Consider the following 14,671-nt stretch of genomic DNA (forward strand, 5'->3'; position numbering starts at 1 on the left):
GGGGAGGGACGGACGCGGCGGTGCGGGTCGGCGATCACCGTCAGTCCAGCGGCCGACGGGTGGCGCCGTAGGTGGCGGAGCGCACCAGGTGCGCGTACACCTTCAGAGCCTGGGAGACCTGGCGCTCGCGATGCTCGGGGCGCCAGGGCAGCGGGCCCTTCAGCTCTCGGCGGCGCGACAGCTCGTCCTCGGCCACGTCGAGCTCGAGCAGGCGCTTGTCGACATCGATGATGATCCTGTCGCCGTCCTCGATGAGGCCGATCAGCCCGCCCTCGGCGGCCTCCGGGGAGATGTGCCCGAGGGAGACCCCGCTGGTGCCGCCGGAGAAGCGGCCGTCGGTGATCAGGGCGCAGGTCTTGCCCAGCCCCCGTCCTTTGAGGAAGGAGGTCGGGTAGAGCATCTCCTGCATGCCGGGGCCGCCCTGCGGCCCCTCGTAGCGGATCACCACGACGTCGCCGGCCTTCACCGTCTTGTCGAGGATCTTCTGGACCGCCTCCTCCTGGGAGTCGCAGACCACTGCGGTGCCCTCGAAGTGGAAGAGGTCCTCGGTGATGCCCGCGGTCTTGAAGACGGCGCCGTCCCGGGCCAGGTTGCCCTTCAGCACGGCGAGCCCGCCGTCCTTGGTGTAGGCGTGCGGGACGGAGCGGACCACGCCCTCCTCGCCGTCGGTGTCCAGCTCGTCCCAGGTGTTCGTGGTGGAGAAGGCCTGCGTGGTGCGCACCCCTCCGGGGGCGGCGTGGAACAGCGCCTCGGCCTTCTTCGAGGCCGTGCCGCCGCGGATGTCCCACTCGGCGAGCCAGCTGGAGAGGTCCGGGGAGTGCACGGTGTGGATGGTGTGGTCCAGCAGGCCGGCGCGGTCCAGCTCGCCGAGGATCGCGGGGATGCCGCCCGCGCGGTGGACGTCCTCGACGTGCGCGGTGCCGTTGGGGGCGACCTTGGACAGGGTGGGCACCAGGCGTGAGATGCGGTCGATGTCGTCCAGGGTGAAGTCGACCCCGCCCTCGATCGCGACGGCGAGGATGTGCAGGATGGTGTTGGTCGATCCGCCCATCGCGACGTCCATCGCCATGGCGTTGCCGAACGCGGCCCTGGTGGCGATCGAGCGGGGCAGCACCGATTCGTCCTCGTCCTCGTAGTAGCGCTTGGCGAGCTCGACGATCTTCCGGCCGGCCTCGAGGAAGAGCTCCTTGCGGAAGGCGTGGGTGGCCAGCGTGGTGCCGTTGCCGGGCAGGGACAGGCCGAGCACCTCGGTGAGGCAGTTCATCGAGTTCGCGGTGAACATGCCCGAGCAGGAGCCGCAGGTGGGGCAGGCGTTCTCCTCGACCTCGGCGAGCTGCGCATCGGTGATCGAGTCGTCGGCGGACAGCGCCATCGCGTCGACCAGGTCGATGCGGTGCTCGGTGACGCCCTCGATCGGCTTGCCGGACTCGGAGGGGCCGCCGGAGACGAAGACGACGGGGATGTTCAGGCGCATCGCGGCCATCATGTGGCCGGGGGTGATCTTGTCGCAGTTGGAGATGCACACCAGCGCGTCCGCGGTGTGGGCGTTGACCATGTACTCGATGGAGTCGGCGATGATGTCGCGGCTGGGCAGCGAGTAGAGCATCCCGCCGTGGCCCATCGCGATGCCGTCGTCCACGGCGATGGTGTTGAACTCCTTGGAGACCCCGCCGGCCTCCGCGATCGCCCCGGCGACCAGGTCGCCCATGTTCTTGAGGTGGACGTGGCCGGGCACGAACTGGGTGTAGGAGTTCGCGATCGCGATGATCGGCTTCCCGAAGTCGCCGCTCTTCATACCGGTGGCGCGCCAGAGGGCACGAGCGCCTGCCATATTGCGGCCATGGGTGGAGGTGCGGGAGCGGAGCTGGACCATACGGATATCTGACCACCTTCCGCACCTCGGCACCAAGACGCCGTCACTACTAGTGGTGGAACTGATAGTTTTCACGCCGGGACCCGCTGGCCCACGCCCGCGACCTGCTGAGACCCCGACCGAGAGGCGCCATGACCGACGGACCCCGCACCGAGCTCGGCACCTTCCTGCGCCGACGCCGCAACGAAGCCCTGCGGGCCGACTACGACCTGCCCCCGGTCGGTCGCACGCGCACCAAGGGCCTGCGTCGGGAGGAGATCGCCTTCCTCTCCGGGGTGAGCGTCACCTGGTACACCTGGCTCGAGCAGGGCCGGGACATCAATCCCTCGCGCCAGGTGATCGACGCGATCGCCGTGAACCTGCGTCTGACCGAGCCGGAGCACGACTACGCGCTGGGCCTGGCGGGGTTCACCCCTCCCCCGCGCCCGGTGCTCGCCGAGCCCGCGCCGGTCCCCGCGCACGTGCAGCATCTGCTCGACGCCCTCGACCCCGCCCCGGCCTTCGCGCTCACGCCGCACTGGGACATCGCCGCCTGGAACCGCGCCTACGAGGGGCTGTTCCCCGCGGTCCGGGAGGCGGAGGCGACCCAGCGGAACCTGCTGCAGTTCATCTTCACCGACCCGTGGGTGCGCTCGATGCTCCCGGACTGGGAGCGCACCAGCAGGCAGTTCCTGGCCGAGTACCGTTCCGAGGCCGGTGGCCGCGCCGGCGGGCCGCAGCATGTGCGCCTGGTGGGGCATCTGCGCGCCGAGAGCGAGGAGTTCTCCCGCGCCTGGGACGCCCATGAGGTGGAACGCTTCGCGTCACGGCGCCGCGAGTTCCAGCACCCGCTCGTGGGCGAGCTCGTGTTCGAACAGGTCAACATCGTGCCGCAGGACGCTCCTGACCTGCACGTCGTCTCCTACCTCCCGCTTCCCGAGAGCGACACCCGCGCTGCAGCAGGACAGCTCCTGGAGAGCTAGCTCGGCGGAGGGCGGCGCAGCGGAGCGGAGACGACAGGAGCGCCCGGGGCAGCCTCATGGGGCTGCGCCAGGCGCTCCTGCGCTCCGGTGACGCTGTGCGCTCTCCGCCCGGACTCAGCTCACGCCGAGCTTGTCCATGATGATCTCGCGCACGCGGCCGGCGTCGGCCTGGCCACGGGTGGCCTTCATGATCGGGCCGATCAGCGCCCCGATGGCCTGGACCTTGCCGCCCTGGATCTTCGCGACCACATCAGGGTTGTCGGCGATCGCCTGATCGACGGCGTCGGTGAGCACCGAGTCATCGGAGACCACTGCCAGACCCTCGGCCTCGACGATCGCGGCCGGGTCGCCCTGGCCGTCGAGCACCTTGGTGAGGACCTGCTTGGCGATCTTGTCGTTGATCTGCTTGCCGTCCACCAGGCCCTGCAGCTCGGCGACCTGGGCCGGGGTGATCTCCAGTGCCGTGATGTCGCTCTCGCGGTCCTTCGCGATGCGAGCCAGCTCGCCCATCCACCACTTGCGGGCGCTCTGGGCGCTCGCACCGGCGGCGACGGTGGCCTCGATGAGGTCGAGGGCGTCGGCGTTGATGACGTCCCGCATCTCGAGATCGGTGAATCCCCATTCGCCTCGCAGACGGCGGCGACGGGCGGCCGGCAGCTCCGGCAGCGTCTCGCGGATCTGCTCGACCCACTCGCGGCTCGGGGCCACGGGCACCAGATCGGGTTCGGGGAAGTAGCGGTAGTCCTCCGCGTCGGACTTCGGGCGGCCCGAGGAGGTGCCGCCGGTGTCCTCATGGAAATGGCGGGTCTCCTGGACGATCTTCTGCCCGGCGTCGAGCACGCCCGCCTGACGGGAGATCTCGTAGCGCACCGTGCGCTCGATCGAGCGGAACGAGTTCACGTTCTTGGTCTCGGTGCGGGTGCCCAGCGGTGACTGAGCGTTCTCGCGGAGGGAGACGTTGATGTCGGCGCGGACATTGCCGCGCTCCATCTTCGCCTCGGAGACGTCCAGCGCCCGGAAGATGTCGCGCAGGGTGCGCACATACGCCGCGGCGACCTCGGGGGCCCGGCCCTCGGTGTTCGGGATCGGCTTGGTGACGATCTCGACCAGCGGCACGCCGGCGCGGTTGTAGTCGACCTGGGAGTGGGTGGCCCCGTGGATGCGCCCGGTGGCGCCGCCGACGTGGGTGTTCTTGCCGGCGTCCTCCTCCATGTGAGCGCGTTCGATCTCGACCCGGATGATCTCACCGTCGTCGAGCTCGACGTCGACCCAACCCTCGTAGGCGATGGGCTCGTCGTACTGAGAGGTCTGGAAGTTCTTGGTGAGGTCCGGGTAGAAGTACTGCTTGCGCGAGAACCGGCAGGACTCTGCGATCGAGCAGTTCAGCGCGAGCCCGATCCGGATCGCGTACTCGACGGCCCGGTGGTTCACCACCGGCAGCGCGCCGGGCAGGCCCAGCGAGGTGGGGGTGATGGCCGTGTTGGGCTCAGCGGCGAAGATGTTCGGCGCGCCGTCGAACATCTTGGTGGCGGTGCCCAGCTCGACATGGACCTCGATGCCGAGGACGGGGTCGTAGCGGTCGATCGCGTCGTCAAAGTCGACGAGGTCGATATCCGTGGCAGTCATCAGTGCGCTCCTCCGGTGAGTTCGGGGGCCTTCGCCAGCAGCGGTCCGCCCCAGGCGTCCTCGAGCAGTGCCTCCAGGGCACCGCCGACCCGGTAGAGCCGCTCGTCGGCCCGGGCCGGCGCGAGGAACTGGATACCGGCGGGCAGACCATCCTCGGCGAGACCGCTCGGCAGGGAGATGCCCGGCACTCCCGCGAGGTTGGCGGGGATGGTCGCGATGTCGTTCATGTACATCGCGGTGGGATCGTCGACCTGTTCGCCGAGACGGAAGGCGACGGTCGGCGCGGTCGGCGAGGCGAGCACGTCGACCTGTTCGAAGGCGGCGGTGAAGTCGCGCTGCACCAGGGTGCGGACCTTCTGGGCGCTGCCGTAGTAGGCGTCGAAGTAGCCGGCCGAGAGGGCGTAGGTGCCCAGCAGGATGCGGCGCTTGACCTCGTCGCCGAAGCCCGCCCCGCGGGTGGCCTTCATGACGTTCTCCGCAGTGGAGTGGTCCTCGGGGACCACCCGCAGTCCGAAGCGCATGCCATCGAACTTCGCGAGGTTGCTCGAGGCCTCCGAGGGCATGATCAGGTAGTAGGCACCCAGCGCGTAGGTGAAGTTCGGGCAGGAGACCCGCACGATCTCGGCACCGGCGCGCTCGAGCTGGGCGAGCGACTCGGTGAAGCGGGCGCGGACCTCGGGGGCGAAGCCCTCGCCCTCGAGCTCCTCGATGACGCCCACGCGCAGACCCTTGACGTCCCGGGCCCGGGCGGCCTGGGTGAAGGCGCCGACGGGGTCGGTGAGGGAGGTCGAGTCGTGCGGGTCGTGGCCGGCGATGAGTTCGTGCAGCATCGCGGAGTCCTCGACGGTGCGGGTGACGGGGCCTGCCTGATCCAGCGAGCTGGCCATGGCGATCAGTCCGTAGCGGGAGACAGACCCGTAGGTGGGCTTCACGCCGACGGTGCCGGTGACGGCGCCGGGCTGGCGGATCGAGCCACCGGTGTCGGTGCCGATCGCGAGCGGGGCCTCGTAGGAGCCGACGGCGGCGGCGGAGCCGCCGCCCGAGCCGCCGGGGATCCGGTCGCGGTCCCAGGGGTTGCGGGTGGGGCCGTAGGCGCTGGACTCGGTCGAGGAGCCCATCGCGAACTCGTCCATGTTGGTCTTGCCGAGCAGGGGAAGCCCGGCAGCTCGCAGCTTCGTGACCAGGGTCGCGTCGTAGGGCGGGATCCATCCCTCGAGCATCTTCGAGCCCGCGGTGGTGGGTTGGCCCTCGGTGACCACGACGTCCTTGACGGCGATGGGCACGCCGGCGAGCGGGGGCAGCTCCTCCCCGGCTGCGCGGCGGGAGTCGACCTCCCGGGCGGCGCTGAGCGCTTCATCGGTGTTCACGTGGAGGAAGGCATTGAGGTCGCCGTCGATGGCGGCGATGCGGTCCAGGTGGGCTCGGGTGAGCTCCTCGGAGGAGGTCTCACCGGCACGCAGCGCGGCGGCCTGGGCGGCGGCGCTGGTGCGGATGATGTCGTTCTGCGGTGCGTCGTTCATCAGGTCACTCCTCCCCGAGGATCTGCGGGACGGCGAAGCGGCCGTCCTGCGCCTCAGGAGCGCCGGCGAGCGCCTGCTCCTGGGTCAGTGTGTTCTCGACGACGTCCTCACGGAAGACGTTGGTCATGGCAATGGGGTGGGACGTCGCGGGAACATCCTCGGAGGCGACCTCGGAGACGGAGGCGACAGCGTCCATGATGGAGTCGAACTCGCCGGCGAAGCGGTCGATCTCCTCATCGGTGAGCTGGATCCGTGCGAGGTCGGCGAGGCGTGCGACGTCATCTCGTCCGATCGAAGGCATGGGAGTCATTCTAGGCCGGTGAACCGGGCGCGGCGTGCACCCGGTAGTGGTAGCCGCCGATGCGGCGGAAGCCGAGGCTCCGATAGAGGGTGCGCGCAGGGGTGTTCTCGACCTCGACCTCGAGCAGGGCGCGGTGCGCGCCCTGGACGGCGGCGAGCGCGAGCAGGGTGGTGGACAGCGCCCGGCCGAGGCCCCGTCGGCGCTGCGTCGGATCGACCGCGATCATGTTCAGGACCACGAGGGTCTCCTTGCCCCTGGTGACCAGGGCGGCGCGGCCGACGGCGGCCGTCTCCTCCCCTGCGGGCAGGCGGACCTGGATCGCGGGCGAGCCGGCGAGGATGTCGTGCATCGTCTCGCGGGCCTCCGTGCCCTCGCGCGGGGCCAGGCGCCAGGCCGCTTCGAACCAGTCCTCGTCCAGGGCGCCGGTGGAGATCTCCGCTGACGGATGGGGGCGCGGCAGGGTCCCGGTCAGCGGCAGCTCGAGGATCTCGCTGGCTCCGATCGCCTCGTCACCGCGCTCGGCGAGCAGTGACTGCAGCGCGAGCGGGGTGACCCCGTCGATGATGCGGTGGGTGGGTGACTCCCCCGCCATCGCGACCAGCGACTCCACCCGTGCCAGGGCGGCGGCCAGCTCCGCTGGGGCAGCCGGCGGCTCGAGCGCGATGATGCTGTGGGCCCGACGGGTGATACCGCGGGAGCGCAGCAGCGCGAATCCCTCGGTGTCGAGGCGCTGCAACGGCTGCCACCCGGCGATCAGCGCCTCCACGAGGCGGGTGCCGGTCAATGGGCGCAGGGACGGGGACGGTCGGCGGGTGCGTCGGTTCACCCGGGTGAGCCTACCGAGCCGCTGGCGGTCCCCGCCGGTCGGCTTCGCTAGACTCGACGTCTTCATCGACCACGAAGGGACCTCGACATGTCCGTCGACCCGAACATCGACTATCACGCCCACGACCCGCAGGACGGGGAGCAGCAGTCGGAGGACCCCGCACTCCGGGAGGCGGAGGAGCTCGAGGCGCGGATGCGCCGGGCGCTGGCCACCAAGGAGGATCCGCTGCGCGACGACGAGTCCACCTCGGAGCGGCTGCGTCGCCTCGAGGCCGAGGAGTCCTCCCGCGCCGCGGACGGGGAGGCCTCGCCGTCCTGACCCGGCAGCGTGCCCGGGCCCGGATGTCGGGCCGACTTGCCACACTGGGGGCATGGACTCCACCTCCCCCGCTCTGAGGGACGAGGCGCTCGCAGCGCTCCGCGCCCTGACCGACCGCACCGATGCCACCTTCCACGACGGCCAGTTCGAGGCGATCGCGGCGCTGGTCGAGCAGCGCCGGCGCGTGCTGGTGGTCCAGCGCACCGGCTGGGGGAAGTCGGCGGTGTACTTCCTGGCCGCCCTGCTGCAGCGTCGCCGCGGTTCGGGACCGGCCCTGATCATCTCCCCGCTGATCGCGCTGATGCGCGATCAGGTGGCGGCCGCCCGGCGCGCCGGGGTGCGGGCCGAGGCGATCAGCTCGGCGAACCCCACAGAATGGGCCGCGATCGAGCAGTCGCTGGAGGCCGATGAGATCGACGTGCTGCTGGTCTCCCCGAGCGCCTGGTCAACCCTCGATTCCGCCAGGAGCAGCTGCCGCGCCTGGTGCAGCGCTGCGGTCTGCTGGTGATCGACGAGGCGCATTGCATCTCGGACTGGGGTCACGACTTCCGCCCCGACTACCGCCGGTTGCGGGACCTGGTCTCCGAGCTCGGTCCCGAGGTGCCGGTGCTGGCGACCACCGCGACGGCGAACACCCGGGTGGTGCAGGACGTCGCCGAGCAGCTGGAGGTCCAGGACGAGGGAGCCTCGCCCGTGCTCACCCTGCGCGGTGCCCTGACCCGTGACTCACTGCGGCTGGGCTGCCTCTCGCTGCCCGACGACCGGGCGCGCCTGGCCTATCTGGTGGAGCATCTGGACGAGCTGCCGGGCTCGGGCATCATCTACACCCTCACCGTCTCCGCCGCTGAGGATCTCGCCGCCCTGCTGGATCGGCCGGGGCGCCGCGTGCGCGCCTACACCGGGCGCACCGACCCGGAGGAGCGGGCCGAGCTCGAACAGGCGCTGAAGAACAACCAGGTCAAGGCGCTGGCTGCGACCAGCGCGCTGGGCATGGGCTTCGACAAACCGGATCTGGGGTTCGTGGTCCATCTGGGGGCGCCGAGCTCACCGGTGGCCTACTACCAGCAGGTGGGGCGCGCCGGTCGTGCCACCGACACCGCGGAGGTGCTGCTGCTGCCGGGCCGGGAGGACCGCGCGATCTGGGAGTACTTCGCGACCGCATCGATGCCCTCGCAGGAGAGTGCGAGCGCCGTGCTGGGCGCGCTGGCGTCCGCGGGCCAGCCGCTGTCCACCCCGGCGCTGGAGGCCCGGGTGGATGTGCGCCGCACCGCGCTCGAGCTGCTGCTGAAGGTGCTCGCGGTCGACGGCGCGGTGCAGAACGTCAAGGGCGGCTGGATCGCGACCGGGGCGCCCTGGGCCTACGACGGCCAGCGGTATGAGAACGTCGCCCGGGCACGCCGTCAGGAGCAGCAGGCGATGCTCGAGTACGAACGGCTGCAGCCCGGGGATCCGCAGCAGTGCCGGATGATGTTCCTGGCCCAGCAGCTCGATGACGTCACCGCGACGCCCTGCGGTCGCTGCGACGTGTGCGCCGGCCCCTGGTATCCCGCGCCCGGAGCGGAGCAGGGCTCGGGCGAGCCCGATACCGCCTCGCAGCAGGTCTCGGCGGTGCTGGACCGGGTGGGCGTGCCGGTGGCACCGCGGGCTCAGTGGCCGCAGGGCCTGGATCGGCTGGGGGTGCTCGGGGAGGACGGGAAGGTCCCGCGCGGGAACATCCCGGCCGCGCTGCGGGCCGAGGAGGGCCGGGCGCTGGCCCGCACCTCGGACCTCGGCTGGGCGGCGGTGCTGCGGCAGGTGCTGCGCACCGACGAGCAGGGCCGGCCGATCGACTCCGAGGTCCCGGAGGTGCTCGGACGCCGCATCATCGAGGTGCTCGCCGCCTGGGACTGGCAGCGGCGCCCCGAGGCGGTCGTCGCGATCCCCTCGATGACCCGGCCGCAGCTGGTGAGCTCCCTCGCCGCCGGGATCGCCTCCGTGGGCCGGCTCACCGACCTCGGCCGGCTCGCGCTGGCACCGCAGGCCGCTCCTCTGCGGGCGGGCGGCAACAGCGCTTTCCGCCTGGCGGACCTGTGGGACCGCTTCATGGTCACCGAGGAGCTCCGGCAGGCGCTCGCGCAGCTCGACGGCGCCCCGCTGCTGCTGGTGGACGACACCATCTCCTCGCGGTGGACCATGACGGTCGCGGCGGCCGCTCTGCGACGAGCGGGGGCCGGGCCGGTGCTGCCGCTCTCCCTGGCGCTGGAGGCCTGAGGCCGGGCCCGGACGGGCGCCGCGCCACGGTCACTGCCGGCGCATCAGTCGCCCGCCGGCTCCCGCTCGTCCGGGTCGGGCTGCTCCTCCGGCGCGAGCGCGACCGCCTCGGCGCCGCCCTCGAGCAGGGCCACGAACCCGGCCTCGTCGAGGATCCGCAGGCCCAGGTCGCGGGCCTTGGTCTCCTTCGACCCGGAGTTCTCACCGACCACCACGAAATCGGTCTTCTTCGAGACCGAGCCCGAGGCCTTGCCTCCGCGGGTGATGATCGCCTCCTTGGCGCCGTCTCGGGTGAACCCCTCCAGCCCGCCGGTGACCACCACGGTGAGCCCGTCGAGGGTCTTCACGAAGCCTTCGGCGACCTCGTCGGCCATCCGCACCCCTGAGCGGGCCCAGCCGTCGACCAGCTCGCGATGCCAGTCCACCGCGAACCACTCCACGACGGCCTCGGCGATGATCTCGCCGACCCCGTCGGTGTCGGCAAGCTGCTCGATGCTCGCCGCACGGATCGCGTCCATCGAGCCGTAGGCCGTCGCGAGCGAACGGGCCGCCGACGGGCCGACGTGGCGGATCGAGAGGGCCACCAGCACCCGCCAGAGCGGCTGCTCCTTCGCCTTCTCGAGCTCGGTCATCAGCACCTCGGTGGATTTCAGGACCACCGGCTCCCTCACCGGCTTCCAGGCGCTCTCGCGCTTGTAGTGGCGGAACTGCGGACGGGACCAGAACGCGGGCTGGATCCGCCAGTCCCCCGTCGGCTCGCCGTCGCGCCGTTCGGGCTGCCAGACGGCCACCTCCCGCAGCGCCTCGGGAGTGAGGTCGAAGAGGTCCGCGCCCGTGGTGATCACCCCCGCCTGCTCGGCAGGCAGCAACGGATCCTCCGCCTCGGTGATCCGCAGCAGCGGGACACCGTCGTTGCCGGTGGTGAGCTCTCCGTTCCTGACGACCGCGAACTGCTCGAGCTGCGTCTCGGCGAGGTCGCGGATCGGCAGGTGGATGCTGTGGCCGGCGGCGAGCGCGGCGAGCGCCTCGCCGCGGCGCTTGTCAGGATCGGTCAGCGCGATCGCGCTCTCCTCGCCGAGCGATTCGATGTCGAAGGCGCCGCGGGAACCGGCATGCTCGACCCGCCCGGTGACCTGGGCGGGGCAGTCCCGCTGATTCGGGCAGCGCCAGTCCTTGTCGCCTTCCTTCTCGGGGCGGATCTCGGTGCCGCAGGCCGGGCAGTGCGTCGGCATCACGAACGGACGCTCGCTGCCGTCGCGCAGCGACTCGACCGGGGCGAGGATCTCGGGGATCACGTCACCGGCCTTGCGCAGCACGATCGTGTCGCCGATCAGCACTCCCTTGCGCTCCACGTCGAACTGGTTGTGCAGCGTCGCCTTCTCGACCGTGGAGCCGGCGACGGTGACCGGCTCCATGATGCCGAACGGAGTGACGCGGCCGGTGCGCCCCACCTGCACCTGGATGTCCAGGAGCTTGGTGGTGACCTCCTCCGGAGGGAACTTCACCGCGGTCGCCCAGCGCGGGGCGCGGGAGGTGGAGCCCAGTGCTCGCTGCTGGGCGAAGGAGTCGACCTTGACCACGATCCCGTCGATCTCGTGCTCGAGGTCGTGTCGGTGCTCGCCGTGGTGCTCGACATAGGCCGCCACCTCGTCGATCGTGTCGACGACGGCGAAGTGGTCGCTGATGGGCAGGCCCCAGGAGGCCAGCAGCTCGTACATCTCGCTCTGGGAGTCCACGGGCGGGTCCGGCCAGGCCCCCAGGCCGTGCACCGTCAGGCGCAGCGCGGCCAGGCGCGCCTCCCCCGCTTCGCGTTCGAGCCCCTCCTTCTTCTCCAGCTGCTGCCGCAGACCGCCGGCGGCCGTGTTGCGGGGGTTGGCGAAGGTGGGGAAGCGGCGCGTCGCGGCGAGCTGCTCGCGCTGCTCGTCGAAGGCCCGGCGCCCCGTCGCCTGCCGTGACTCCCAGCGGGTGCGCGATTCGGCGACGGCGCGCTCGCGCAGCTCCACCTGGAACCCGTTGAGGCGCTCGAAGTCCGCGGTCGGCATGAACACCTCGCCGCGCACCTCGACCAGAGCAGGATGCCCGGTGCCGGTGAGTCGCTGCGGGATCCCCTCCAGACGCAGGGCGTTGACGGTCACGTCCTCACCGGTCCGGCCGTCGCCGCGGGTCGCTGCGGTGATGAGCTCGCCGTGCTCGTAGCGGAGGTTGATCGCAAGCCCGTCGATCTTCAGCTCGGTGAGGAACCGCACCGACCCGCCGAGCTCGGCGGCGGCATGGGCGCACCACTCACGCAGCTCCTCCAGCGAGAAGACGTTGTCCAAGCTCTGCATCCGCTCCGCGTGGTCGATCGTGGGCAGGCCCGCCGCGGCTGCTCCGCCGACGGTGCGGGTGGGAGAGTCCTCGGCCGCGAGCTGGGGATGATCCTCCTCGAGGGCGCGCAGCTCCTTCTCCAGCGCGTCGTACTCGGCATCGGCCATGGTGGGCGCATCGTGCTCGTAGTAGTCGGCGCGGGCCTGCTCGATCTGCGCGGTGAGCTCGGCGATGCGCTGCTGCGCACTGTGGTCGGAGGCACGGGGTTCCTGCTCATTCGTGGTCACCGGAACATTGTCGCGCACAGGAGCCGGGGCTGCCCACCTCAAGGCCCGGGTGTGGATGGCGGCTCAGGGCGCCAGACGCTCCGCCCACGCGGGCGCGATCCGCAGCAGAGCCTCCAGCGCCGACTCGTCCAGCAAGGTCGAGTTCTGCGGCTGTGCGGAGGGGTCGACGCGACCGGACTGGAGGTCGTGGGAGGCGCCCGTGTGGGCGATCACCGCGACCCCGGCGGCGTCGGCGTCGGAGTGGCCGAGCCGGCGCCAGGTCTCCAGCATCATCTCCAGCTCGGGCCCGAGGTTCCCGCCGGGGCGCGGATCCACGACCAGCTCGATCACGGCGCCGCTGTCGCAGGCCTCGGCGATGCCCTCCCACAGGGCACGGCCGGTGTCGGTGGACAGCGGCGGCAGGCGGCGCGGGGCGATCGCCATGCGACGGATGCCGGCGTCGCGGGCCGCGCGCAGCAGGCGCAGATCGGCGCCGACGCCGACGGTGACCGCATCGGGGCCCAGCCCGTACTCCTCCAGCGCGACCATCAGGATGCGCCACAGCATCCCCACCTCGGGGGCGGGGACCGGGTCGTAGCGGCGCCGCCCGGACGGGGTGGGGATCCGGCCCTCGTGGACCGCCGCCAAGGCGTCCTCGCGCAGCAGCACGTGCTGGTGTGCGCCGGGCACCCGTTCGGCCATCACGCCGAGATGCTCGACGAGGCCCTCGGCCAGCAGCATCGGCAGGTCGCGGACCGCGCCGGGATCGCCCAGCGTCCGCTCCCCCGACTGCAGAAAGGTCGCCCCGGCGAGAGTGGCCGGACCCAGCGCGGTGGTCATCAGCGGGCCCTGGTAGCCCAGCAGGGCGATCCGCGCGGCATCGAGCATCCGCTCGCGCAGCTCCCGGGCGTGCCGCCAGGCGCGTCCGGTGCCGGTGCCCAGTCGCCAGCCGTAGCTGACCAGGTCGCCGGTGGTGTCGGCGAGCAGTGCGAGGGTCGCCGGCAGCAGATGGTCGGTCTCGTCCAGGCCCAGGGCGGAGGGCAGGTAGAGCCGCGTGGCGATCTGCTCCTCGAGATCATCGCCCAGCAGGGCGCGCACCCGCATCAGGGCTGCCAGGTGCGGGTCCTCGGGCAGATCCAGGCGCAGGGACTCCTCGGGGGTGGGGGCCCGGAAGGTGCCATCGCCGGTGAGGGTGACCAGGGGCTTCATGAACGACGCTCCAGGGTGGCGGCGGCGAGGACCCGGTCGGCGTCGTAGAGGACGAGCGTCTGGCCGGGGGCGACCCCGCGGAGCGGGGTGCTGACCTCCACCCGCAGGCTGCCGTCGGCGGTCGCGGGATCTGCGGGCGCAGCGCTGGTGGTGGGGACCTCGAGGATCCGGGCGGGAATGGCCTCGCCGTGGGCACGGATCTGGGCGTGCACCTGCCGGCCCACCTCGAGCGGTTCGAAGGAGATCACCTCGGTGGCGCGCAGCTCGCGGGTGGACAGCAGCTCGGCGGCGCCGATGACCACCTGCCGGGAGGCGGGGTCGATGTCGACGACGTAGCGGGGGGCGCCGTCGGGGGCGGGCCGCTGGATCCCCAGGCCCTTGCGCTGGCCGATGGTGAACCCGTGGGTCCCGCGATGGGTGCCGAGCACGTTCCCGTCGTCATCGAGCACCTCGCCGGGCGACTCTCCGAGATGGCTCTCGAGGAAGCCGCGGGTGTCGCCGTCGGCGACGAAGCAGATGTCGTAGCTGTCGGGCTTGGTGGAGACGCCGAGGCCGCGGGCGCGCGCCTCGGCGCGCACCTCCTCCTTGGTCTCGTACTCACCCAGCGGGAACAGCGAACGGCCGACGGCGTCCGGGCCCATCACGGCCAGCACGTAGGACTGGTCCTTGGCCATGTTCCGCGAGCGGTGCAGGGAGGGGGCGCCGCTGGGGCCGTCGGCGCGGATCGAGGCGTAGTGGCCGGTGCACACGGCATCGAAGCCCAGCACCGTGGCGCGTTCGAGCAGAGAGGCGAACTTGATCCGCTCGTTGCAGCGCACGCAGGGGTTCGGGGTGCGCCCGGCGGCGTACTCGGACAGGAAGTCCTTCACGACCAGGTCGTGGAAGTCGTCCGAGAGGTCCCAGACGTAGTACGGGATGCCGATCTTCTCGGCAGCGCGGCGAGCATCGGAGGCATCCTCGACGGTGCAGCAGCCGCGGGACCCGGTGCGGGTCTGATCGCGGTTCTTCGACAGCGCCATGTGCACCCCGACCACCTCGTGGCCGGCTTCGGCGGCGCGCGCCGCCGCGACCGCGGAATCTACTCCGCCGCTCATCGCTGCCAGCACCTTCACCCCGTCCGCCTTTCCTCGTCCGGCCATCCAGTGTACGGAGCGCGGCCGCAGAGCCGAGGGGTGGGGAACGTGATGTTCGCCCCGGTGACGAAGGCGGGGAC

The 14,671-nt window shown here is 71.5% G+C and carries 10 protein-coding genes and 1 pseudogene; 3 read left to right on the forward strand and 8 right to left on the reverse strand.

Going from position 1 to position 14,671, the window contains the following annotated elements; genetic code table 11:
* Nucleotides 1–40 precede the first annotated feature (40 nt).
* A complete protein-coding gene (ilvD, locus tag CFK39_RS01835) occupies nt 41–1,873 on the reverse strand; it encodes a dihydroxy-acid dehydratase (protein WP_089064036.1) in 1,833 nt (610 codons plus the stop codon).
* 131 nt (nt 1,874–2,004) lie between these two features.
* Here ilvD and CFK39_RS01840 point away from each other — a divergent pair, with 131 nt between their 5' ends.
* On the forward strand, nt 2,005–2,835 hold the full coding sequence (locus CFK39_RS01840) for a helix-turn-helix transcriptional regulator (RefSeq protein ID WP_089064037.1): 831 nt from the start codon (nt 2,005–2,007) through the stop codon (nt 2,833–2,835).
* Between the two features lie 114 nt (nt 2,836–2,949).
* On the opposite strand, the gene gatB is transcribed toward CFK39_RS01840, so the two are convergent.
* The 4 genes from gatB to CFK39_RS01860 are packed head-to-tail and all read right to left on the reverse strand — an operon-like array spanning nt 2,950 to nt 7,108.
* Complete coding sequence (gene gatB, locus CFK39_RS01845; protein WP_089064038.1) at nt 2,950–4,461, reverse strand: Asp-tRNA(Asn)/Glu-tRNA(Gln) amidotransferase subunit GatB; 1,512 nt, start codon at nt 4,459–4,461, stop codon at nt 2,950–2,952.
* Entirely contained in the window at nt 4,461–5,981 is a 1,521-nt protein-coding gene (gatA, locus tag CFK39_RS01850; protein ID WP_089064039.1) for an Asp-tRNA(Asn)/Glu-tRNA(Gln) amidotransferase subunit GatA, read from the reverse strand. The genes gatB and gatA overlap by 1 nt, the downstream gene beginning before the upstream one ends.
* 4 nt (nt 5,982–5,985) lie before the next feature.
* The gene (gatC, locus tag CFK39_RS01855; RefSeq protein ID WP_089064040.1) at nt 5,986–6,282 is read right to left on the reverse strand and encodes an Asp-tRNA(Asn)/Glu-tRNA(Gln) amidotransferase subunit GatC; all 297 of its coding nucleotides are present in this window, start codon (nt 6,280–6,282) and stop codon (nt 5,986–5,988) included.
* A 10-nt stretch (nt 6,283–6,292) separates the two neighbouring features.
* Nucleotides 6,293–7,108 (reverse strand): GNAT family N-acetyltransferase, encoded by an 816-nt coding sequence (locus tag CFK39_RS01860; protein WP_089064041.1) that lies wholly within the window; start codon nt 7,106–7,108, stop codon nt 6,293–6,295.
* An 87-nt stretch (nt 7,109–7,195) separates the two neighbouring features.
* Between CFK39_RS01860 and CFK39_RS01865 the strand changes: the two genes are divergently transcribed.
* Nucleotides 7,196–7,426, forward strand: a complete 231-nt coding sequence (locus tag CFK39_RS01865) for a hypothetical protein (RefSeq protein WP_089064042.1) — start codon at nt 7,196–7,198, stop codon at nt 7,424–7,426.
* A 52-nt stretch (nt 7,427–7,478) separates the two neighbouring features.
* Nucleotides 7,479–9,676, forward strand: a pseudogene (locus tag CFK39_RS01870) (RecQ family ATP-dependent DNA helicase).
* 44 nt (nt 9,677–9,720) lie between these two features.
* On the opposite strand, the gene CFK39_RS01875 reads toward CFK39_RS01870, so the two are convergent.
* From CFK39_RS01875 to mnmA, 3 genes are all read right to left on the reverse strand, one after another.
* Nucleotides 9,721–12,270: an NAD-dependent DNA ligase LigA gene (locus CFK39_RS01875; RefSeq protein WP_245822812.1), complete on the reverse strand. Its 2,550-nt coding sequence runs from the start codon at nt 12,268–12,270 to the stop codon at nt 9,721–9,723.
* A gap of 63 nt (nt 12,271–12,333) precedes the next feature.
* Nucleotides 12,334–13,458, reverse strand: coding sequence for a hypothetical protein (locus CFK39_RS01880; protein ID WP_089064044.1), 1,125 nt, complete (start codon nt 13,456–13,458; stop codon nt 12,334–12,336).
* The gene (mnmA, locus tag CFK39_RS01885) at nt 13,455–14,570 is read right to left on the reverse strand and encodes a tRNA 2-thiouridine(34) synthase MnmA (RefSeq protein WP_089064045.1); all 1,116 of its coding nucleotides are present in this window, start codon (nt 14,568–14,570) and stop codon (nt 13,455–13,457) included. Before mnmA ends, CFK39_RS01880 begins: the two co-directional genes overlap by 4 nt.
* Between the last annotated feature and the right edge of the window lie 101 nt (nt 14,571–14,671).

The organism is Brachybacterium avium (assembly GCF_002216795.1).
In the GTDB taxonomy this organism is placed as follows: Bacteria; Actinomycetota; Actinomycetes; order Actinomycetales; family Dermabacteraceae; genus Brachybacterium; species Brachybacterium avium.